The sequence below is a fragment of the Pectobacterium nicotianae genome (assembly GCF_023272715.1).
GTDB lineage: Bacteria > Pseudomonadota > Gammaproteobacteria > Enterobacterales > Enterobacteriaceae > Pectobacterium > Pectobacterium brasiliense.
The window spans coordinates 4807036-4829280 of record NZ_CP096821.1 but is presented as its reverse complement, the minus strand read 5'-3'; the positions used below and the strand labels follow the sequence as shown (position 1 = coordinate 4829280).

Annotated in this window: 14 protein-coding genes and 1 tRNA gene; 9 read left to right on the top strand and 6 right to left on the bottom strand. The window is 52.4% G+C overall.

The genetic code is table 11. From position 1 onward, the window contains the following. Positions 1 to 156 precede the first annotated feature (156 nt). The 4 genes from ligB to MYB54_RS21475 all read left to right on the top strand — a co-directional run bounded on the left by ligB (position 157) and on the right by MYB54_RS21475 (position 4969). Positions 157 to 1848: an NAD-dependent DNA ligase LigB gene (gene ligB, locus MYB54_RS21490; RefSeq protein WP_248721344.1), complete on the top strand. Its 1692-nt coding sequence runs from the start codon at positions 157 to 159 to the stop codon at positions 1846 to 1848. A 255-nt stretch (positions 1849 to 2103) separates the two neighbouring features. Further along, entirely contained in the window at positions 2104 to 3783 is a 1680-nt protein-coding gene (gene eptB / locus MYB54_RS21485) for a kdo(2)-lipid A phosphoethanolamine 7''-transferase (RefSeq protein ID WP_205533902.1), read from the top strand. Positions 3784 to 3914: 131 nt separating this feature from the next. Next, a tRNA-Pro gene (locus MYB54_RS21480) sits at positions 3915 to 3991 on the top strand. Positions 3992 to 4441: 450 nt separating this feature from the next. After that, a complete protein-coding gene (locus tag MYB54_RS21475) occupies positions 4442 to 4969 on the top strand; it encodes an Ail/Lom family outer membrane beta-barrel protein (RefSeq protein WP_039527973.1) in 528 nt (175 codons plus the stop codon). Between the two features lie 43 nt (positions 4970 to 5012). Here MYB54_RS21475 and MYB54_RS21470 read toward each other — a convergent pair whose 3' ends face one another. Then, positions 5013 to 6617, bottom strand: coding sequence for an EAL domain-containing protein (locus tag MYB54_RS21470; RefSeq protein WP_248721343.1), 1605 nt, complete (start codon positions 6615 to 6617; stop codon positions 5013 to 5015). A gap of 92 nt (positions 6618 to 6709) precedes the next feature. Then, entirely contained in the window at positions 6710 to 7909 is a 1200-nt protein-coding gene (locus MYB54_RS21465; protein WP_205595240.1) for a BaiN/RdsA family NAD(P)/FAD-dependent oxidoreductase, read from the bottom strand. 278 nt (positions 7910 to 8187) lie between these two features. On the opposite strand from MYB54_RS21465, the gene pitA reads away from it, so the two are divergent. Beyond that, the gene (gene pitA / locus MYB54_RS21460; protein WP_014913650.1) at positions 8188 to 9693 is read left to right on the top strand and encodes an inorganic phosphate transporter PitA; all 1506 of its coding nucleotides are present in this window, start codon (positions 8188 to 8190) and stop codon (positions 9691 to 9693) included. Between the two features lie 128 nt (positions 9694 to 9821). On the opposite strand, the gene uspB is transcribed toward pitA, so the two are convergent. Beyond that, positions 9822 to 10157 carry a universal stress protein UspB gene (uspB, locus tag MYB54_RS21455; RefSeq protein ID WP_014913651.1) on the bottom strand — a complete coding sequence of 112 codons (336 nt, stop codon included), beginning with the start codon at positions 10155 to 10157 and terminating at the stop codon, positions 9822 to 9824. A gap of 553 nt (positions 10158 to 10710) precedes the next feature. On the opposite strand from uspB, the gene uspA reads away from it, so the two are divergent. The 3 genes from uspA to MYB54_RS21440 all read left to right on the top strand — a co-directional run bounded on the left by uspA (position 10711) and on the right by MYB54_RS21440 (position 14389). Next, the gene (gene uspA / locus MYB54_RS21450; protein WP_014913652.1) at positions 10711 to 11148 is read left to right on the top strand and encodes a universal stress protein UspA; all 438 of its coding nucleotides are present in this window, start codon (positions 10711 to 10713) and stop codon (positions 11146 to 11148) included. Positions 11149 to 11439: 291 nt separating this feature from the next. Next, positions 11440 to 12783 (top strand): NADP-specific glutamate dehydrogenase, encoded by a 1344-nt coding sequence (gdhA, locus tag MYB54_RS21445; RefSeq protein WP_014913653.1) that lies wholly within the window; start codon positions 11440 to 11442, stop codon positions 12781 to 12783. Between the two features lie 292 nt (positions 12784 to 13075). Then, positions 13076 to 14389, top strand: coding sequence for an NAD(P)/FAD-dependent oxidoreductase (locus MYB54_RS21440; protein ID WP_205593298.1), 1314 nt, complete (start codon positions 13076 to 13078; stop codon positions 14387 to 14389). Between the two features lie 102 nt (positions 14390 to 14491). On the opposite strand, the gene MYB54_RS21435 is transcribed toward MYB54_RS21440, so the two are convergent. The 3 genes from MYB54_RS21435 to prlC form a co-directional block, all read right to left on the bottom strand. Then, entirely contained in the window at positions 14492 to 16387 is a 1896-nt protein-coding gene (locus MYB54_RS21435; RefSeq protein WP_248721342.1) for a bifunctional metallophosphatase/5'-nucleotidase, read from the bottom strand. Between the two features lie 152 nt (positions 16388 to 16539). Beyond that, positions 16540 to 17286, bottom strand: coding sequence for a 16S rRNA (guanine(1516)-N(2))-methyltransferase RsmJ (gene rsmJ / locus MYB54_RS21430; protein WP_248721341.1), 747 nt, complete (start codon positions 17284 to 17286; stop codon positions 16540 to 16542). Next, positions 17283 to 19325, bottom strand: coding sequence for an oligopeptidase A (prlC, locus tag MYB54_RS21425; RefSeq protein ID WP_039284904.1), 2043 nt, complete (start codon positions 19323 to 19325; stop codon positions 17283 to 17285). The genes rsmJ and prlC overlap by 4 nt, the downstream gene beginning before the upstream one ends. 321 nt (positions 19326 to 19646) lie before the next feature. Here prlC and MYB54_RS21420 point away from each other — a divergent pair, with 321 nt between their 5' ends. Then, a complete protein-coding gene (locus MYB54_RS21420) occupies positions 19647 to 22196 on the top strand; it encodes a TonB-dependent receptor (protein ID WP_248721340.1) in 2550 nt (849 codons plus the stop codon). Positions 22197 to 22245 lie beyond the last annotated feature (49 nt).

The window sequence follows — 22245 nt, the reverse complement described above, 5'->3', positions numbered from 1 at the left end:
TTTTTAGATTGCGAAGCGCGTTCCCGTCTTTTTTATCGCTGCTGCAAACGATGAATCATCTTGCGGCGCGTTTAGCATTTCTCCTTTTTTTGCCTCGTATTTTCCTCTCCGTTGCTATGTACTGCGGCCCTTCGCTAATGGATGGCAGGAGGGGTTATGTGGCTCAGGATTCGTACATTTTTAATCATCATCGTCATGGGGAGCATCAGCAATTTCCCTGCCATGGCTGCGGTGTGCCCCGATTGGGATAGCACGCGTTCCGGCAAGGAAATTGATGCATTGCGTCACCAGCTAGAACAGTGGGATGACGTGTATTACACCGAAGGGAAAAGCCCGATAGAAGATGATGTTTACGATCAACTGCGGGACCAGTTAAACCAGTGGTTAGGCTGTTTTCAGCCTCAAAACGCTATTCCTGCTCGGTTACCCGATAATGGTAAGCAGCCTCACCCTGTTGCCCATACGGGACTGAAAAAATTGTCCGATCGTCGACAGCTGATGCAATGGATCGCATCGCGTGAGGATTTATGGATTCAGCCAAAAGTTGATGGTGTGGCTGTTACGTTGGCCTATCAGCACGGTAAGCTCGTGTCTGCGGTTAGCCGGGGTAACGGCCTGCAAGGCGAAGACTGGACGGAAAAGGTGCGCCTGATTCCGGGAATTCCTCATTTATTAACCGACGCGCCTTCCTCATTGGTACTACAAGGGGAGCTTTTCTTGAAGATGACCGATCATCGACAGCGTACCCAGGGCGGCGTTAATGCCCGCTCGGTCGTGGCCGGTGAAATGCGTCGTCATAAGCCATCTCCCGTGTTGTCGCAGATTGGTCTGTTTGTCTGGGAATGGCCGGATGGCCCAAAGACGATGCCCGAGCGTCTGGAGAAATTGAAGGAAATGGGGTTTGTGATGACGGCGGACTATACCCATGCCATTGGGTCATTCGCCGACGCGGAGAAATGGCGTCATCACTGGTATAACAGTACACAGCCCTTCGTGACGGATGGCGTGGTGATTCGCCAGACTAAAGAGCCGCAGGGGCGCTATTGGCGTAATACATCAGCCGACTGGGCGATCGCATGGAAATACCCACCTGTTCATCAGGTTGCGGAAGTGGCTGATGTGACATTTTCTGTCGGGCGGACGGGTAAAGTCGCCGTAGTACTGAAGCTTAATCCTTTGAAATTGGATGACAAATCGGTCAGCCGGGTGAATGTGGGCTCGCTGTCGCGTTGGAAACAGTGGGATGTGTTGCCCGGCGATCGGGTGAGTGTCAGTCTGGCAGGGCAGGGGATTCCACGTCTGGATAATGTGGTATGGCGTGGCACTGAGCGGCCTGCCATCGTTTCCCCTAATGAACATGATTTCCATGCTTTTAGCTGTTTTCGGTATAGCGCGGCTTGTCAGCAGCAATTTTTGGCGCGCTTAGTCTGGTTGAGTGGAGAACATGGTTTAAATCTGGCAGGAGTGCGTGAAGGGATGTGGCTGCGCCTGATACAACATGATTTACTGGAGGATGTGCTGTCATGGCTATCTCTGACGGAGGCACAGCTTAATGCGGTCAATGGCATGGGCGATAAGCGGGCGCGGGATATTTATACAAGCTTGCAGTCTGCACGGCAGATGCCACTATCCCGCTGGCTGCTTGCGCTGGGTATTCCTGTGCCTCGTTCCGCCAGTAGCGCATTGGATAATGTGGGTTGGCTGGCGTTACAGCAATGGACAGCGCAACAGTGGCGACAGTTCTCTGGTATTGGGGAGCGACGCGCGGAAGAGATTATGGCGTTCCTGAAGCACCCTATCGTGGTGGAATTAATTGCCCGATTAGGTCGTGAAGGCGTACATAGATAAGCGGTGGTAATTTTTCATAACAGATTGGGAGCGTGTCTTTTATTTTTTCATGGATTCATTCACATAAAAGGACAATTTTTTTCTGTTCTCTCGACTTAATCATAAGTAAAATTTACGAATTAAAGATCTACGCCTGTTTGCTGTTTTGCGATATAGAATTGCCTGATCGTCTGATTATTTCCGTTGAACTCAGGCATACGGATGTTGTCGTATAACTTCAGATAATAAGAAAGGTTTGTTGGAGCACTTGTCATAATGAAGTTTGTAGCATCTTTTTCGCAACCCAAATTATCGTTTGTCCTGGCAATTTATATTGGTCTTTTTCTCAATATCTCAGTGTATTATCGCCGATTTGATTATTTTTCACTCTCTGCTGGCAGTCAGGTTCCAACGCTTATTCCCGCTCTTGTCGAATTGACCGCGAGTATCTTATTTACCTTTTTCCTGATGAGAATTATTTCACTCGGGGGACGCCGTTTTTATCGGATAATCGCTTCTCTCTTGGTGCTGATCTCCGTTGCTGCCAGCTATTACATGACGTTTTTTAATGTTGTGATTGGCTATGGCATTATTGCTGCGGTCATGACCACGGATATTGATCTTTCTAAAGAAGTGATTGGTTTTCGTTTTTTCCTGTGGATGCTGGTGGTAAGTGCCCTGCCGCTGTTTTTAATCTGGAAGAACTCGCTACGCCATACGCTGATCGAACAGCTTAAATCACCGGGAAAGCGGCTGATTCCTCTTCTGGTTCTTATCGCCGTTGTTGCGCTGGTTTGGATGCCGCTTCGCTATATGGACAACGTTCAGTCAGTGTCCGAGCGAGAATCCAATGTGGATTTGCCCAGCTATGGTGGTGTGGTGGCTCACTCGTATCTGCCTTCTAACTGGTTGTCTGCGTTAGGATTATTTGCGTACACCAAGTATGACGAGAGCCAGGATTCTTCTAATCTTTTCGATCCGGCTCAGCATTTTACCTATGTCCCACCGAAAGGCATTGACGATACCTACGTCGTTTTCATTATCGGTGAAACCACCCGATGGGATCATATGGGGCTGTTAGGCTACGAGCGAGATACGACGCCGAAGCTATCAAAAGAAAAAAACCTGGTCGCATTCCGTGGTCAGTCGTGTGATACCTCAACCAAGCTTTCCATGCGTTGTATGTTTGTGCGGGAAGGCGGTACGGAAGACAACCCGCAGCGAACCCTGAAAGAGCAGAACATCTTTGCCGTGCTGAAAGAGCTGGGCTTTACCTCTGAGCTGTTTGCTATGCAGAGTGAGGTGTGGTTTTACAATAGTATCGAGGCAAACAACTATTCTTTCCGTGAAATGATTGCGTCAGAGAAACACAATGACGGCAAGTCGGTGCAAGATATGTTGCTGGTCGACGAGGTTAAGGAATCGCTGGCACGCTACCCCAAAGGTAAGCACCTGATTGTGCTGCATACCAAAGGTTCCCACTATCTGTATTCCATGCGCTATCCCCGCAGCTATGCGCGCTATCAGCCAGAATGTATGGGCGTTGATGCCTCTTGTACGCGTGAGCAGTTGATTAATGCTTTCGATAATAGCGTGCTCTATACCGATAGCTTTATTGATAGCGTGATCGATCAGGTGCGGGATAAGAAAGCGATTGTGTTTTATGCCTCCGATCACGGTGAATCCATCGATGATAACTATCATTTGCACGGCACGCCGCGTCAGATGGCACCGCCTGAACAGTTCCGTTCACCGATGATGGTGTGGACATCGGATAAGTTTCTGGCTGATCCCGATAACCAGCATGCGTTTGAGCAGTTGAAGGCTCAGCAGCGCGTTGGCAAAACACATCGCCATGAAGAGCTGTTTGATACGATTCTTGGATGTGTGGGATACACATCGCCTGACGGCGGTATTAACCCTAAAAATAACTGGTGTCAGAAACCTGCTAATTGATATGAATCACGGACAAGGACGTCGGTTTCAGGCTGTAAATACAAGAGATGGATACTTTAACGACAGCCGGAATCCTTTTGCTAAAAAGGTATTGACGCTCTAATAAGGTAGCAGTAATATGCGCCCGCATTCGGCGAGTAGCGCAGCTTGGTAGCGCAACTGGTTTGGGACCAGTGGGTCGGAGGTTCGAATCCTCTCTCGCCGACCAACTTTCTTCCTCAGTAAGCCATTCTCAAGTAAGTCATCCTCAATTTTTCTCCTGTTTCGAATCATCGTCTACTCATACTATCGGTTTAAAAATAATCTCGTTTTAAGCACGTTTTTGTTTAAAAAATAGTCGTTTTGAAAAGTTTCCCTTTATAAGTGTAGGGTTTTACCTCCGTATTCTTTGGCGTCGAAAATTTCCATATTTCCTCGGCCTTCAGTTCAGAATGTTCCCAAAAATAGTGTTAATAGTCGCACGTTAATTACCATGAATAATATCTATCTTTTTGTTTTTTAATGATTTAAATAAATTTCAATCCGATTATTTAAAAATAATTCTGACTTTACCTCTTCGTATTTAAATGTAAGTTTATGTGCGGCCAACATTCGCGATAATTATATATTCGCTTTGTTGAAACCGTCTTTTTATTCAAATATGGAAGATGTTTCGATCATGAAAAAAACAACACTGCTACTCTCCACTTTGATTGCTTGTGCCATGGGAATGTCTGCTGCTCAGGCGACACAAACAGTGTCTTTGGGTTATGCTCAGGCGAAAGTCGATGACTTTAAAGATCCAAAAGGGATTACGGCCAAATACCATTATCAGGGCGATTCTGCGCTCGGTATTATCGGTTCTTTCACTTATGTGAGCGCGGAACAAACTGAGTATTATCAGAATTCAAGCAGTGATGTTTATCAGCTGAAATATTATTCACTAATGGCTGGTCCATCTTACCGCTTTAACGAATATGTCAGCGTTTATGGCCTGGCGGGTATTGGCCGCGGCAAATCCACTTGGGAAGAAGACGGGGATGCTTTCCGCCAATCTGGTAGCGAAAGCAAATCCAGCTTCGCTTACGGTGCAGGTATTCAAATTACGCCAGTAGCAAACTGGGCGATTGATATTGGCTACGAAGGCACGAAAATCGATGAAACGCGTGTAGACGGTTTTAATATTGGTGTCGGTTACCGTTTCTGATTTGCCTATTATTGAATACCGGTGGACAGCCTTCCGCCGGTTATTACTGCTTTCCCCCTTCTTTGTTTTTATTCATAAAGCTCTCAATCGATTTATTGCCATTATAGTGAAGCCAGACCAGCAACGATTCATTGTCCATTGGCTTGGCATAAAGGAATCCCTGTATATATTTGACGCCGCGCCGTTGTAAATACAGGAGCTGTTGTTCGGTTTCCACGCCTTCCGCTACGGATTGAAGCTTGATGCGATGGCTCAAAGTAATAATGGCATCAAGAATAGGAGCTTCTTCATCCGGTGATGAAACCGCGCCGACAAATCCCTGGTCTATTTTCAGGCAATCCAGCGGAAAATTTTGCAGGTAAGAGAGTGAACAGTGGCCGGTGCCGAAGTCATCAATGGCAATCATAAAGCCATCTTCACGCAGCTGATGCAGGCGCTGTATGATTTCAGGGCCGTTGCTAATGAGGTTACGTTCTGTCAGTTCCAGCGTAATGTTTAATGAATGAGCGGCGACTTTCTCTGCGAAGCGGTGTACGTCTGATACGAAACTTGGGTGATGCAAATGCTCTGCTGCAACGTTGAGCCCCAGATGGAAACCCGGTTTTACCTGCCAACTGGCGATATCTGACGCTACCAGTTCAAATAAATGTCGTGTGATGGGAATGATCATACTTTCTGCTTCGGCGGCAGAGATAAATATATCGGGTCTAATCCACTGCCCGTCGCTGCGTCGCCAGCGCAGTAGCGTTTCTACTCCAGTACAGGCTCGTGATTCCGTGTCATAGATAGGCTGGTAATAGACGGAAAATTCGCCGTTAGCGATACCCTTACGGATTTCTTCGCGGAAGAATAATTTACGTTTTTGCCAGTACCACATTGCCGTAGTGAAAAGCAGAGAGAGAATAATGGCCAGTGGCAGAAACGTGAAAAATGCCTGCTTCCAGTTGGTGAGTTCCTGGGTGGCGGGGGCGGTAATATTGAGGGTAATCGGAAAGCGGCTCGACTTGATTTCAAGCGCAGAGGTAGAAAATAGGCTCCTGTGCGGCGTAATGGTTGGGCCCGTTTGAATCGGATGACCGTTATCCATTTGCAGGATAAGTTGATAGCCGCGAATCTTGCTAATCGCAGTCATGAGATCGATCAGATATTGCGCATCGACCATGGCATAAGCGCCGTAACCCGTAGGAGGCATCTGGACGAAGATCAGCGCCGGGCGTTCTTTCACGTTATCTGAACCGGCAATCGACAGGCTCCAGCGTTCAGAATAGGTCTCCGGTAGCGGCTGTTGAATGACGCGGCTTATGGGTGTCAGCGTGCTGCCAAACGTTGAAGAGCAATAGACGTCGGTATTATGGATAACGCCGATTGCGCGAAAGTAAGAAAAGACCGAACCAAGACGTTGTAGTTCATCGCCGATGACGTCGCAGGGCTGACCATGAAAGCGCTGGAGGCGATCCACCATCTGCCATGCCTGTGTCGAAATATTCTCGGCATGATTCATTGCGATTTGCGCGGTGGATTCCAAATCGCGCTTTACCATTAATCTGGACTCAACAAACGTGAACAATAAACCCAGCAGCAGTGGCAGCATGCCTGCAACCAGTAACTGCAATATGTTGATTTTAGGTTTACTACGTCTAGGGCTCATCCACATCTCCTTTCTGGCAGCAGAGGCCTATGTAGAGACGTCCTTTTCTCCGTGAATCAAAGGAGAGTGCTGAATAGAGATTATTATAGTGCCTATTTGCTAAAAGGCAGTGCCTGCGCGCACGCCCATGCTGAGCTCCACGCCCATTGGAAGTTATAGCCGCCGAGCCAGCCGGTCACATCGACCACTTCGCCGATGAAATACAGCCCCGACACCGCGCTGGCTTCCATAGTTTTGGAGGACAGCGCGCGGGTGTCAACGCCGCCGATGGTGACTTCGGCAGTGCGATAACCTTCCGTACCGTTTGGCTGCACGCGCCACTGTTGCAGGCTCTGTTCAATCTGCGTTTGCTGTGTGCTGTTGAGCTGTTTCAGTGTGACGTCCGGCAGTTGTCCTAACTCCTGTAGGCATTCAACCAGTCGTTTAGGTAGCCACTGTGCCAGCGTGTTTTTCAGGCTTTGGTTCGGGTGAGCGGTGCGCTCGTCATTAATAAGCTGGGTGAGATCGCGATCGGGCAGCAGATTGATGGTGACGAATTCACCCGCTTGCCAGTAGCTGGAGATCTGCAAAATAGCCGGGCCAGAAAGCCCACGGTGCGTAAACAGGATATTTTCACGGAACGTCACGCCGTTTTCTGCGGTGATGACGGTCGGCACGGAGACGCCGGAGAGCGTTTGCAGCTGTTCGAGCAGCGGCTTGTGTAGCGTAAAGGGTACCAGTGCAGCACGAGTTGGGAGCACGTTGATACCGAACTGTGTGGCAAGCTGGTAGCCAAACGGCGTCGCGCCCAGGCCGGGCATCGACAGGCCGCCGCAGGCAACGACCAACGATGCGCTCTGGAATGATGTGCCGTTGCTTAGCTGGACGGTGAACCGATCGTCTGATTTCTCCACCGAGGTCACTTCACTGCGCAGACGGAGGGTGACATTCGCCCGCTCACATTCTGTTACCAGCATGTCCACGATTTGCTGTGCGGAATCATCGCAGAATAGCTGACCGAGCGTTTTCTCGTGATAAGCGATGCGGTGGCTGTTGACCAGGCTGATGAAATCCCATTGGGTATAACGCGCCAGTGCTGATTTACAAAAGTGAGGATTGTGAGACAGATAGGCTGCTGGCTCTGCATACATATTGGTAAAGTTGCAGCGCCCGCCCCCGGACATCAATATTTTCCGGCCAGCCTTCTTGCCGTTATCGAGCAGTAGAACACGCAGTCCGCGTTGTCCTGCCTGTGCCGCACAAAACATGCCTGCTGCACCGGCACCGATGATGACAGCGTCAAACTGTTCCACAATGCATTTCTCCGATGAGTGATTTTATCTTCTTGGATTGCCACAGGCCGATAAGCCATAGGGCGGCAAATTGTAGTGTTGGTTTTTGTTCGATACCAGCGTAACAATTTGCATATTTTAGTAAAAATATATAATTATTTGATTTTTATTGATTAAGTGATTTATCCATCGATCGTCGTCACATATTAAGTCAAAAAAATGTCATATTTCGCTTTTCCCGACCCCTGCTTGTCGCCGATAATGCGCCGCGTTCATGACCACTAAATGGCCTAACGTTTATGCTACATTTATTTGCCGGTTTGGATTACTACACTGGCCTGATGTTGATATTGGCTTTGTTGTTTGTACTGATGTATGAAGCCATCAACGGTTTTCACGATACTGCGAACGCCGTTGCCACTGTTATTTATACCCGCGCCATGCGTGCCGAGTTTGCTGTTGTTATGGCGGGTGTCTTTAATTTCTTCGGTGTACTGCTGGGCGGCCTGAGCGTGGCCTATGCAATTGTTCACCTTCTCCCCACGGATTTATTGCTGAACGTGAGTTCGGCGCACGGTCTGGCGATGGTCTTTTCCATGCTGCTGGCCGCCATTATCTGGAACCTGGGTACCTGGTACTTCGGTATTCCTGCCTCCAGTTCTCACACGCTGATCGGCTCCATTATTGGTATTGGTTTAACCAACGCGCTGTTGACGGATACCTCCGTTGTGGATGCGTTGAACGTGCCGAAAATGATCAGCATTTTCCTGTCGTTGCTGCTCTCGCCGATTGTGGGGATGGTGGTTGCAGGCCTGCTGGTGCTGGTGCTGCGTCGGTTCTGGAACAACAGCAAAAAACGCAAGCGCGTGCATCTGACGCCTGTCGATCGCGAAAAGCAGGACGGCAAACGTAAGCCGCCGTTCTGGACGCGCACCGCGCTGATTTTATCGGCGATTGGGGTGAGCTTCTCTCACGGTGCAAACGACGGTCAGAAAGGTATCGGCTTGATTATGCTGGTGCTGATTGGCGTCGCGCCAGCCGGGTTTATTGTCAACATGAACGCGTCTGGCTATGACATCAGCCGTACCCGTGATGCCGTTGTCAATTTGCAGGAATACTACAAGCAGCACGGCGACGCGCTGACGCACGTTATCGACCTGTCTCCGCCAGTCATTCCTACGCCAGAAAGCACGATTCCCGGCAACGGTCAGAAAGAGTTTCACTGTGACAGTTCACGCGTGATGATTGCGATTGACCGTACACAGGGTCTGCTGAATAACCTGAAAAGTTACGACCAGCTGAACCCTGACGATCGTAGCAGAGTGCGTCGTTTGCTGATGTGTATCTCTGACACGATGGATCGGGTGATCAAGCTGCCAGAAACGTCGGGCGAAGATAAGCGCTACCTGAGCAATCTGCGTAAAGACATGCTGCAGACGATTGAGTATGCCCCTCTTTGGATTATCGTCGCTGTCGCATTGGCGCTGTCTCTGGGCACCATGGTGGGCTGGAAACGCGTTGCGGTGACCATCGGTGAGAAGATTGGTAAGAAAGGCATGACCTACGCACAGGGCGTTTCGGCGCAGGTGACGGCGGCCCTGTCGATTGGTGTCGCCAGCTATACCGGTATGCCTGTTTCCACCACGCACGTATTGTCCTCGGCGGTTGCCGGGACGATGATTGCGGACGGTGGTGGCGTACAGGGCAAAACGATAAGAAGTATTCTGCTTGCCTGGGTGTTGACGCTGCCTGTCTCAATGCTGATGTCCGGTACGCTGTACTGGCTGGCGCTGAAGCTGATCTAATTGCGATAATTCATCACGCATAAATAAAAAAGGCGATTCTGTGGGGAATCGCCTTTTTACTTTTTATCGACGTTCATGGTGTTAATACCAGAGAGTGTGAGTACCAATAATTATATAAGTACGATGTTTTAATACCATATCATCATGGCAATCAGGCTGATGACAATGAGGCCACACAAGGCGGTCGTGAGCAGGAATTGTCCCCGCACCCGCTCGCAGCGGCGAATAAACTCAGGGTCGTGATGATCAAGATAGCGTTGTGCGTAGATATAGCCTACCAGCCTGATTTGCTTGCTTGGCTGGCCGTGCGAGGTAAAGAATCCCCCTCCGTCAACGTATTGGTAAAGCAGCGGGTCACAGTCACGCAAAACCAGCAGTAACACGCGCAATGAAGAGTAGTACCTCGCCATATTGATGATGCAGACGATACATAAAGCCCAGAAAAGCGCAAATGTACTAATCATGCTTCCCTCCCGGTCGTTCTATTCGTCAGATTCGATGGCCATACCTTCCCGTTGTCCACCTGTCACCGATGACAAGCGCTACTCTTTATCCGCGACGCTTATCTACGACGTTTGTCTGTGACATTTTTCTACGAATAGTTATGCCACGCGCTTGCGCACGATTTTATTGTCATTTTGGATAGCCAACGGCATCACGGCTAGCCCCATTCTCGTTTTCCATCCCAGGGGGCAGCGGACAGGCTCACCGCTCCCTACTTGTAGTGTAGAAGAAGAATGTTCGTTTGTGCCAGAGAGGCAGGCGCAATCGGCATGAAGGACGATTTTCGACGAGATAATGCCCTTTCTGAAAGGAGAAGCTACGCGATTTAACTGTGAAAAGGAGCGGTTTCTACTACACTTATCAATAGAATTAACAGGTTTGAAAACGGGTTGTGATCGACTGAACAGTCCGATAGCGTGGACGAGTGCTATCCTATAATCCGCTGGTAAGTATCAGATTGGCAGGAGAAATATCTGCTAACCCTTAATTAGTCTTTACGGAAGGAGTCTTATTATGGCTTACAAACACATCCTTATTGCTGTTGACCTTTCTCCAGAAAGCAAAGTGTTAGTGGAAAAAGCGGTTTCAATGGCAAGACCGTACAATGCGAAAGTGTCGTTAATCCACGTCGATGTGAACTACTCCGATCTCTATACTGGGCTTATTGACGTCAATCTGGGTGACATGCAACAGCGTATCTCCGAAGAAACCCAGAACGCGTTGGCTGAGCTGTCCCAGAACGCGGGCTACCCTATCAGCGAGACGCTGAGCGGCAGCGGCGATTTAGGGCAGGTGCTGGTTGATGCGATTAAGAAATACGATGTCGACCTCGTACTGTGCGGTCACCATCAGGACTTCTGGAGCAAACTGATGTCTTCTGCTCGTCAGCTGATTAATACCGTACATGTCGACATGCTCATCGTGCCGCTGCGTGATGATGAAGACGAATAAAAATTAGCTTTTTTTGCATTTTTTTTCAGTGATGAAAGGCACGGCTTCTTAGCTGTGCCTTTTGTTATATAACAAAAACTTATAGCAAATTTCTCTTCTCAAATCGCCAAAAAACCCTTCCTATCCCATTGGATTATAACGTTTATCTGAAAAGAAAACGCTTGCTTAAATATCCATCGCCAGTGTTATAGTCCAGAGGACACAACATCATTTTCACCGATCCCACAAGCTTCTGCGTGTCTAAAAATAAAGAAGCAGACGGGGACTTATTCGTTCAATCAGGAGCTGTTCATGGCACAAATCGTATCTCTGGCAAGTTTTCTTGATTCTGTTCAACAACGCGATCCGCATCAGCCTGAATTTCTACAGGCCGTTAATGAAGTCCTTTCCACTCTGTGGCCTTTTCTGGAGCAGAACCCTCACTATGCGGATTACAGCCTGCTGGAACGATTGGTAGAACCGGAACGCGTGATTCAGTTCCGCGTCGCATGGACGGACGACAAAGGTCAGGTACAGGTGAACCGCGCCTGGCGTGTCCAGTTCAGCTCCGCGATTGGTCCGTACAAAGGCGGCATGCGTTTCCACCCTTCTGTTAACCTGTCGATTCTGAAATTCCTCGGATTCGAGCAGACGTTCAAAAATGCGCTGACGACGCTGCCAATGGGCGGCGGCAAGGGCGGCTCGGACTTTAACCCGAAAGGGAAAAGCCAGGGCGAAGTCATGCGCTTCTGTCAGGCGCTGATGACGGAGCTGTATCGTCATCTGGGCGCGGATACGGACGTTCCGGCAGGCGACATCGGCGTGGGCGGCCGTGAAGTCGGTTTCATGACCGGCATGATGAAGAAGCTGACCAACAACACGGCGTGCGTCTTCACGGGTAAAGGATTGTCGTTCGGCGGCAGTCTGATCCGTCCTGAAGCGACGGGCTACGGCCTGATCTACTTCACGGAAGCGATGCTGAAACGCCACGGTCTTGGCTTTGAAGGCATGCGTGTCGCGGTATCCGGTTCTGGTAATGTGGCGCAGTACGCGATTGAAAAAGCGATGGAACTGGGTGCACGCGTGGTTACGGCATCGGATTCTAACGGCACGGTGGTAGATGAGAGCGGGTTTACCCCAGAGAAACTGGCGCTGCTGGAAGAGATTAAAAACAAACGCTATGGCCGCGTGGAAGATTACGCGCGCGAAGCGAAGCTGACCTACCTTGCAGGCAAAACGCCGTGGGAAGTGCCGGTAGACATCGCGCTGCCGTGTGCGACGCAGAATGAGCTGGATCTGCCTGCGGCGCAGACGCTGATTGCTAACGGTGTGAAAGCCGTGGCAGAAGGTGCCAACATGCCAACCACGATCCCAGCGACCGACGCGTTCCTGGATGCTGGCGTACTGTTTGCGCCGGGCAAAGCGGCCAACGCCGGCGGTGTGGCGACATCCGGTCTGGAAATGGCGCAGAACGCAGCACGTTTGGGCTGGAAAGCCGAGAAGGTGGATGCGCGTCTGCACCACATCATGCTGGATATTCACAATGCCTGTGTGCAGTACGGCGGTGAAAACAGCCAAACTAACTACGTGCGCGGTGCTAACGTGGCGGGCTTTGTAAAAGTGGCCGACGCGATGCTGGCGCAGGGCGTCGTGTAACGACTGTTTACTTAAAGCGCCTGTATTCGCAGGCGCTCTTACCCGTCATACTTCAAGTTACAGGTGTGTTGGCTGCGTTCAGTCACCCGAATCACTTACTTGAGTAAGCTCATCGGGATTTCCTCTCTTGCCGCCTTCCTGTAACTCGAATTATTTAGGGTATGTACACGCCAATTATTTAAAATATATACATTTCTTGCTGGACACCGCTTCCTGCCTTTCTTTATCTTAATCAGCATTGCGTATCGTCAGTCTTCTGGTACAACCCGTTCTCTTCAAGGCTTACACCATTGTGAAAATCAAACATCTTCCTTTCGATCAGAATCGTAATGGCTGGTCGGCAGATCTTATCGATAAACCGAATTATCCGCAGCAGCGTGGAAAAACAACGGCGGACTGGCTGGTGATCGGCGCGGGCTATGCGGGGATTGCCTTTGCACAGCGTCTGGCTGAACAGCGCCCGGATAAACACATTATCTTGCTGGATGCGGGTGAGATTGGCGACAATGCCTCCGGGCGTAACTCCGGTTTCGTGATCGATTTGCCGCACAACATCGGCAGTTCGACGGCCGAGCTGGAAAAAGCGGCGGCTTACCGTCGTCTGTTGCAGTCCGGCGTCGCGCATCTGAAAGAGAAGGTGGATCGCCATGCGATTGCGTGCGACTGGAGCGTGGCGGGGAAATATCACTGCGCTGTCAGTTCAACGTTTGACGGCCTGATCGATACCTATGTCCGTGAATTGGACGATTTGGGTGAATCCTATCAGGTGGTGGAAAAAGACGAGCTTGCTCGCCGCCTCGGCACGTCTTTCTATCATCGTGCGGTGTACACCCCCAATTGCATTTTGCTAAACCCGGCGGCGCTGGTGGTCGGGCTGGTGGCGAACCTACCGAAGAACGTGACGGTCTACGCCCATTCTCCGGCGCTGAATATCGAAACGGGATCGCGCATTCGCGTGGAAACGCCGTACGGCGAGATTCAGGCAGATAAGCTGATGATGGCGATTAACGGCGCGGCGCGCGGCCTGCCGCTGTTCAATGGCCGGGTATTTGCCGTGGCGACTTTCGCGACGCTGACGGAACCGCTGAATGCGGAACAGCTAGCACGTATGGGCGACATGCCGGACTGGGGGTTGACGCCGGTCAATGCGCTGGCCAGCGCGACGCTGCGCTATACGCGCGACCATCGTTTCCTGATTCGGGAGCATGTGAAATTTACGCCTGAGCTGGTCAATAGCGCGGTAGAAACCGGACGCCACGCGCGTCGTCACGCGGCTATTTTTGCCCGAATGTTCCCGCAGTTGAGCGATGTGAAGATGGCGCATACCTGGTCAGGCTTGATTAGTGTCACGCGCAACGGAGCACCAATTTGGGGGCAGTTAAGCGACAATGTGTACGCGTCCGCTGGCTGTAACGGGGCGGGGCTGTCGAAGCAAACCGCTGCCGGGCATATTCTGGCGGATTTAGCGCTGGGTGAAGACAACCCGCTGATTAGCGATATGCAATCGCTCGGGCAGGCAAATTACTTGCCGCCACGCCCTTTCCTGGATGTGGGCGTGAACGGCTACCTGACGAGCGAACGCTGGAAAGCCCGCAGCGAGAGATAATACAGCCTGCCAATGGCAGGCTGTGCAGCGTCTTTACGATCTATCCATTATCACCGCTCGACGCATGTTGTCAGCGATCCTGGATTCCCGCTGACGTGTCGGTTAGTTAATGGCCGCGATAATCGTCAGTTGATCGTTCAGCCGCTGTTTGGTCAACGCGTTGGTGGCGCTGTCGCGCTGTTGCGTCAATTCCGCTACGCGTTTCTCCTTCTGCGCGGTATCCGGCAGCAGCAGCGATTTCACGTTGATGGATTGAACGTTGCTGTAGCGACCGTCGTCTGAGGTTGGCACGCTGATTTTCCCGCTGTTGAGCAGCGATTCGATAATGCGGCGTTCGCGCTCATAGCCCTGCAATCCTGCCAGCTTCCAGCGCTGCGGCACCGTACCCTCGTATTGGCCTTTTTTCACCTCGGTCAGATAGCGGATAGTCAGGTTACGAATTGTGCCTGCCTCTTCACCATATTCCGCTTTAGTATCTGACAGTACCGGGAACTGCATACCTTCCAGCACGCCGCCTTTCTGCGTCAGGTGGCCCATACGATAGCTGTTCATGCCCAGACGAATCGGCATGTCATCGGTAACTGGCATGCCGTTACTCATTTTCAGGTCAGTGATGCGCTGCCCGGCAGGTTTTGTCAGGTCGATGGTGTACGTCACGCCGTCGAAGAAATCATTGGTGGAATACTTGGACGCGCGGCGCTGCGGATTGAAGCTGTAAGTCACATCGCCGTCCTGCAACTGGTTGAAGTAACCCGCAGACCATTCCATGTATTTCTTCAGTTCTTTACCGGTGAGCTGATAAACCGTGATCTCGCCGCCAGCGTATTGATAGTTAAAGGCAATGTCCTTCGCGGCGATGGTGCCGACGTTCAGCTTGGGCCGATCGTTATCAATTTGCAGCGCGATGACCTGCGCTTTAGGGGCGTAATGGCGGCTGGCTTCCTGGAACAGGGCGCTGATGCCCGTGTCCTGCACGTGTACCTGAGGAATGCCTTTCACGGCATCTTGCGGCACCAGATCGTGCCCGAGAAGCTGCGCAATCGGACGGTTAGCGTTGGCGCGCAGGGTATTGTGATAAGGCTCGTAGATGTCTTCCATCTTGCGGTCAGAATCCACGTCCTTGATCGAATAGGTATAGCTGTCTTTGTTGATCAGCACGTACTTGCCGTTTTGCTGCTCAAACTGCAAATCGATGCGCGACAGTGCACGACCATATCTGTCCGGTTCGGTGACAATCACGCCATTAATCACCTCTTTGTCTACTTTTACGTGCATATGGCCCGCGACGATGGCGGCTAATTCCGGGTTAGCGCGAGCGATATCACCGACGCCAGTGCCTGGCCGCTGGTTCTCGTTATCGATGCCCATATGGGCGACCAGCACGATGGCATCCACGTTGCCGTGGATTTGCTGGATAACGGTTTTTACCGCCCCGACAGGATCGGTAAAGTTCAGCCCTTTCACGCGGTCAGTGCCTTTGGCGAATTCCGCGGTCATCGGCGTATCCATGCCGATGATGCCAATCTTCACGCCCTGCCGTTCGACAATTTTATAGGCGGGTAAGTAAGGCTTACCGCTTTCCCAAAAAATGTTGCCTGCCAGCGCGGTGCCTTTGAACTGGTCAAGCGAAGTGCTGAGCACGTTCAGCCCGAAATCGAACTCGTGGTTGCCCAGCACCCAGACGTCATAATTCAGGGCATTAAAACCGAGGATCATCGGGCTGGTTTTGTCATTCTTAAAGGTTTCGACAAAGTTACCCTGAATGGTATCGCCCGCATCAACCAGAATCACATTCGGCTGCTGCGCACGAACCTTATGCACCTGCGTGGCGATCTGGCTCAGGCTGCCAGCCATGTTGGCGGTGTCGGTGGCGTAATCCCAGGGAACAAAGGTGCCATGCAGATCGGATGTCCCCAGAATCGTAATATTGACGGGTTCTTGAGCGGCCATAGCAGAAGTACTCAAACAAAGCAGAAGTGACAGAAGCGTTTTTTTCATTATGTCATCTTAGTGTCATAAAAGGGGATAGCGCGGAATTATGCGATTTGCTTCTCATTAGTGCCACAGACTTTGCAAAAGCAGCGTAGGAAATGCGAAGCAGGCTAAGTTTTTAGTCGCCGATACGCTTAGCGTCGCGGCGACGAGATTGTTCAGGCGGGAAGATAGAAATCGAAGCGGTGGCTTTTGGTTTCCAGCATAGACTGCGCCGGTATGCCTGCCAGCGGCGGTGCATAGTCTGGTCGCTTCACCACGACGCGTTTTTTCGCCAGCGCGCGGGCGGGTTCCAGCAGCGCATCGGCATCGTCATCCGCACCCACCAGCGACTGAAACACGCGCATTTCTTTCTTCACCAGCGCGCTCTTTTGTTTATGTGGGAACATCGGATCGAGATAAACCACATCCGGCGGCGGTGTGATATCGCGCAGCGCGGTCATGCTCGACGCGTGCAGCAGCGTCAGCCGCTCCCGTAGCCATGGGCCAATTTCTGCGTCCCGATAGCCACGCTGCAACCCGTCGTCCAGCAGCGCTGCAACCACTGGATTACGCTCCACCATGCGTACGTGGCAGCCTAATGCGGCCAACACAAAGGCGTCGCGACCTAGCCCGGCCGTCGCATCCACGACATCCGGCAGGTAATCTTTTTTGATCCCGACAGCTTTGGCTACAGCCTCACCGCGTCCGCCGCCAAAGCGGCGACGGTGCGCCATCACCCCACCAACGAAATCCACGAAAATAGCACCGAGCTTCGGTTCGTCCTGCTTACGCAGTTCCAGACGTTCCGCAGTCAGCACCAGCGCCATGACCGCATCGGGATCGGAAACCAGCCCCCAGCGTGCGGCCAGAGAAGATAAGGCGCCACTATCGGCGCCTTCCTCTGCGATTAAGCAGATGCTCATCCTTTGATGCCGTAATGCGCGAGCATGGCGTCTAACTGCGGTTCACGGCCACGGAAGCGTTTGAACAGCTCCATTGGCTCTTCGGAACCGCCGCGGGTCAGGATGTTATCCAGGAAAGACTGGCCGGTTTCACGGTTGAAGATCCCTTCTTCCTCGAAGCGGGAATAGGCATCGGCTGCCAGCACGTCTGCCCACAGATAGCTGTAATAGCCTGCGGCATAGCCGCCCGCGAAGATGTGACTGAACGCGTGCGGGAAGCGGCCCCAGCTTGGGCTTGGCACCACGGCCACCTGCGCTTTGATTTCTGCCAGCGTCGGCAGAATCTGTGCGCCTTTCGCAGGATCAAACTCGGCATGCAGGCGGAAATCGAACAGGCCGAATTCCAGCTGACGCAGAATGAATAGCGCGGCCTGATAGTTCTTCGCCGCCAGCATTTTATCCAGCAGTTCCTGCGGCAGCGGTTCACCGGTTTCGTGGTGGCCGGAGATAAAGGCCAGCGCTTCCGGTTCCCAGCACCAGTTTTCCATAAACTGACTTGGCAGCTCGACCGCATCCCACGGTACACCGTTGATGCCCGCAACACCGGCGGTATCGATCTGGGTCAGCATGTGGTGCAGGCCGTGACCAAATTCGTGGAACAGCGTGGTGACTTCGTCGTGAGTAAACAGCGCTGGTTTGCCGTTGACCGGACGGTTGAAGTTACAGACCAGATAGGCGACCGGTTTTTGCAGTTCGCCGTTTCCTTTACGCAGTTTACCCGCGCAGTCGTCCATCCAGGCTCCGCCGCGCTTGTGTTCACGGGCATATAAATCGAGGTAGAAGCTGCCACGCAGTTCACCGCTTTCATCGAACAGATCGAAGAAGCGAACGTCCGGGTGCCAGACATCGACGTCTTTACGCTCTTTGGCGGTGATGCCGTAGATGCGTTTAACCACTTCGAACAGGCCGTTCACCGCGCGTTCTTCTGGGAAGTACGGACGAAGCTGCTCATCGCTGATGGAATATCGGTGCTGCTTCTGCTGTTCGCTGTAGTAGGTGATATCCCAGGCCTGCAATTCCTCTACGCCGTAGTGTTCTTTGGCGAAGGCACGCAGCTGCGCGAGTTCTTCTTCCGCCTGTGGACGGGCGCGTTTTGCCAGATCGGTCAGGAAATCGAGTACCTGCTGTGGGTTTTCCGCCATTTTGGTCGCCAGCGATTTGTGCGCGTAGCTGTCGAAGCCCAGTAGTTGTGCCAGTTCGTGACGCAGTGCCAGCTCTTCTGCCATCACCTCACTATTGTCCCACTTGCCTGCGTTCGGCCCCTGATCGGAAGCGCGCGTGCCGTAGGCACGGTACATCTCTTCGCGCAGCGCCTGATTGGTGCAGTAGGTCATCACCGGCAGGTAGCTTGGGATATCCAGCGTCAGCAGCCAGCCGTCTTGTTCTTTGGCTTCAGCCTGCGCTTTGGCCGCTGCCAGCGCGCTTTCTGGCATGCCATCCAGCTCGGCGACGTCGGTAATCAGCTTGCTCCAGCCCATCGTGGCATCCAGCACGTTGTTGCTGTACTGCGAGCCAAGTTCGGACAGGCGAGCGGAAATTTCGCCATAGCGTTTCTGTTTTTCCGGCGACAGACCGATACCAGACAGCTCAAAATCGCGCAGCGCGTTATCAACGGATTTCTTCTGCGCCAGGCTCAGTGCGGTGTAGTGCTCGCCGTCGCGCAGGCTGCGATAGGCCTGATAGAGTCCAGCATGTTGGCCGACCCAGGTGCTGTGTTCGGACAGCAGCGGCAGACATTCTTCATAAACCGCACGCAGCTCCGGGCTGTTCTTTACCGCGTTCAGGTGGCTGATGGGGGAGAATATGCGGCCAAGACGATCGTCGCTGTCTGCCAGCGGCTGGCACAGATTATCCCATGTAAACGGCCCCGCTTGCGCCACCACACGCTCTACCGTCTCGCGGCATTCATCCAGTGCGGACTTCACCGCTGGGACAATATCTTCCGTTTTGATACTGGAGAACGGGGGCAGGGTAAATGAGGTCAGTAATGGATTCGTCATGGTGCCGTCCTGATAATTGTGGGTGATCTCGTTGCCGGTAAGTGGAATCTGTTGAATAAAGGCCGGCAAGGCGGATATCTACTGCGGATTAATTACTAAGATGAGGTCAAGCGCCGTGAAAATCAATGGCAGAGGGATTATCGCTCGTGACCAAAGGTGCGTTTTGTGGCCTTGGATAGGCCCCGTTTGTCACCTGAACACGGCGGCGAATGCCGTGTTGAATACGTTTTCCTGAAATTTTTTGCACTTTCCCTGCCCGATTTGGTTTTTCGCGTGACCTACCTGATGTGTCTTTTTTTTCAATACTTCAGGGGAATGACAATGGCGATAAACAATCATAAGGGCGGGCGCATCGCGCACAAACCCGCCTTGACGGTGGCGCGGGCAGTGCATCTGGCGCTGTCCGGCGTGTTGATCTTGAGTGCCGGAACGGTCAGTTCGACGCTGGCGGCGGAAACGATGACTGCTGCCGCAGCACCGACCGTGGCGTTTTCCATTCCGGCAGGGGCGCTCGGATCTACGTTGCAGGCTATTGCCAGCCGCGCCAATGTCATTCTCACGTTTTCTCCCGATCAAACACAGAATAAAACCAGCGGGAGCGTGCAGGGAAGCTACACCGTTCAGGAAGCTTTTGCCGCCGCGCTGGCGGGAACGGGATTGAGTGCGGTACAGACGGCCACGGGCTATCGGCTGGAATCCGCGCTTGCCGCTGAAGGAAGCGACGGCAGCCTGATGATCCCGACGCTGTCGGTTGTTGGTGGCACATCGGACAGCGCTGCCGCCGGACGTTCCGTGCTGCGTCAGGCCGATGTTGACCGCGTGCAGGCCGATAATATTGCCAGCCTGCTCGATAAGCTCCCCGGCGTATCGATGGCGGGGTCTCCCCGTCCGGGTGGGCAGAGCCTGAATATCTGGGGCATGGGCGATATGGAAGACGTCAAAGTCGTACTGGACGGTGCGCCAAAAGGCTTTGAGAAATACCGTCAGGGCTCGGTGTTTATTGAGCCTGAGCTGATTAAACGGATCGACGTCGATAAAGGGCCGCATGATATTCGCAGCGGCAACGGCGGCTTCGGCGGTACCATTCACGTTGATACCAAAGACGCTGGCGATCTGTTGCTGCCGGGAGAGAATTTCGGCGGGATGGCCAAATACAGCTATCACACCAACGATCGGCAAAATATCTACAGCGGCGCGCTGTATGGCCGCACTGAAGACGGAATGGCTGACGGCCTGCTCTACATGAGCAAGCGCGATGGCGACAACATCGAACGTCCTGACGGCACGCGCTTTGTCTATTCGACCAGCGACATGGCGTCCTATTTACTGAAGACTAACATCTATCTGACGGACGCTCAGACGCTGACGCTCTCTGCCATGCGTTCCGAATCTGACGGCTGGCAGCCGTTTGCCGCGAAGCGTGACGATATGGCGTCACCCACACAAAGGGAAGTTGATCTCTACGGTTGGGAAGAGGCCTGGCGGCGTAAGCTGGTTTACCGCGATCAGGTCGATAAGAACTACTCGCTGAAATGGAATATCGCGCCAGAGGATCAGCCGTGGCTGAATCTGACGGCGTCATTTGCCACCTCAAAAACCGAACAGCATGACCGACGCCCTGATTCGGCTTCACAGAGTAGCTATCTGGGATCGCTGGGGAACGAAAGCTGGGTGAGCTATAAAGATCAGCTGGCGGAGGTCAGTAACGAAAGCCAGTTCACCACTGGCCCGCTCGATCATAAGCTGCTGGTGGGTATGCGCTGGCATCAGCATAAGCGCGACACGCTGATCTACTATCCATCCGGTAAGAATAACGCCGAGTATAACTACGGCTATTTCCAGCCTTACTACATGCCTGCTGGGGAACAGGAAACCCGCAGCCTGTATGTACAGGATGCGGTGACGCTGGGGAGCGTGACGATCACGCCGGGCGTGCGTTATGACCATGTGACGAATACAGGGAAACCTAACCTCGCGCCACGTTATAACAGCAGCATTCCGGCCGCAGGACATGATTACAGCAGCGTGACCTATACCGGCTGGTCGCCGCGTATTGGGGCGTTGTGGAAGGCGACGGATAATCTGTCGCTGTTTGCCGATGCCAGCCGTACCTGGCGTGCACCGGTCGTCGATGAACAGTATGAAGTGCAGTCTGCCGCGTCCAGCGTGCCGGGAACCAGCCGTAATCTGCAAGTGGAAAGCATCAAAGCATTTCGTCTGGGCGCGATTCTGGACTTCAACAACCTGATGCTGGAAGAAGACAGTCTGCAAATTCGCACCACGCTGTTCCGTAACCGCGGTAAAAACGAAATTTTCTACCGTCGCGGTATCCTGTGTGACGCACAGACGCAGAGTGGGACGTCATCATCTTGTGGGCAGCCGCTCTCTAACTACCGTAATTTGCCGGGCTATACGATTGAAGGGGTAGAGATTGAATCCTTCTACGACAGCCGCTGGCTGTTTGGCAGCCTGTCCTTCTCCTCAATTCGCGGCGAGCGCGATGCGTCACCACGTAATCCGTGGGGCAATAAAACCTGGATCGCCGAAATACCACCGACGACAGCACACGCCACGCTGGGCACCAAAATCCCAAGTCTGGACATGGCGGTAGGCTGGACGGGGGACTTTGTGCGTAAGCAGGATCGTTCACCTGCCGATGGCGATCCACAGGCCGATATTTGGGCGTTACCGAAGAGTAAGGGATACGTGCTGCATGGCCTGTTTGCCAGCTGGCAGCCGCAGGCAATAAAAGGATTTGAAGCGCGAGTGACGGTTGATAACCTGCTGAATACCGATTATTACCCGTATCTGGGCGAATCCGTATCCGGCGTAGGACGTAACGTAAAAATCAGCGTGTTACAGCGTTTCTGATTGCGATGCTCGGGGCGGTTAGAATCGCCGCCCCGTTAGCGGATGATGT

What these genes read in the sequence shown, in the direction of transcription:
- gdhA (WP_014913653.1), top strand. Translation starts at nt 11,440, where the DNA reads ATGGCACAAATCGTATCTCTGGCAAGTTTTCTTGATTCTGTTCAACAA.
- pitA (WP_014913650.1), top strand. Translation starts at nt 8,188, where the DNA reads ATGCTACATTTATTTGCCGGTTTGGATTACTACACTGGCCTGATGTTG.
- uspB (WP_014913651.1), bottom strand. Translation starts at nt 10,157, where the DNA reads ATGATTAGTACATTTGCGCTTTTCTGGGCTTTATGTATCGTCTGCATC.
- prlC (WP_039284904.1), bottom strand. Translation starts at nt 19,325, where the DNA reads ATGACGAATCCATTACTGACCTCATTTACCCTGCCCCCGTTCTCCAGT.
- rsmJ (WP_248721341.1), bottom strand. Translation starts at nt 17,286, where the DNA reads ATGAGCATCTGCTTAATCGCAGAGGAAGGCGCCGATAGTGGCGCCTTA.
- MYB54_RS21420 (WP_248721340.1), top strand. Translation starts at nt 19,647, where the DNA reads ATGGCGATAAACAATCATAAGGGCGGGCGCATCGCGCACAAACCCGCC.
- MYB54_RS21475 (WP_039527973.1), top strand. Translation starts at nt 4,442, where the DNA reads ATGAAAAAAACAACACTGCTACTCTCCACTTTGATTGCTTGTGCCATG.
- MYB54_RS21435 (WP_248721342.1), bottom strand. Translation starts at nt 16,387, where the DNA reads ATGAAAAAAACGCTTCTGTCACTTCTGCTTTGTTTGAGTACTTCTGCT.
- uspA (WP_014913652.1), top strand. Translation starts at nt 10,711, where the DNA reads ATGGCTTACAAACACATCCTTATTGCTGTTGACCTTTCTCCAGAAAGC.
- ligB (WP_248721344.1), top strand. Translation starts at nt 157, where the DNA reads ATGTGGCTCAGGATTCGTACATTTTTAATCATCATCGTCATGGGGAGC.
- eptB (WP_205533902.1), top strand. Translation starts at nt 2,104, where the DNA reads ATGAAGTTTGTAGCATCTTTTTCGCAACCCAAATTATCGTTTGTCCTG.
- MYB54_RS21470 (WP_248721343.1), bottom strand. Translation starts at nt 6,617, where the DNA reads ATGAGCCCTAGACGTAGTAAACCTAAAATCAACATATTGCAGTTACTG.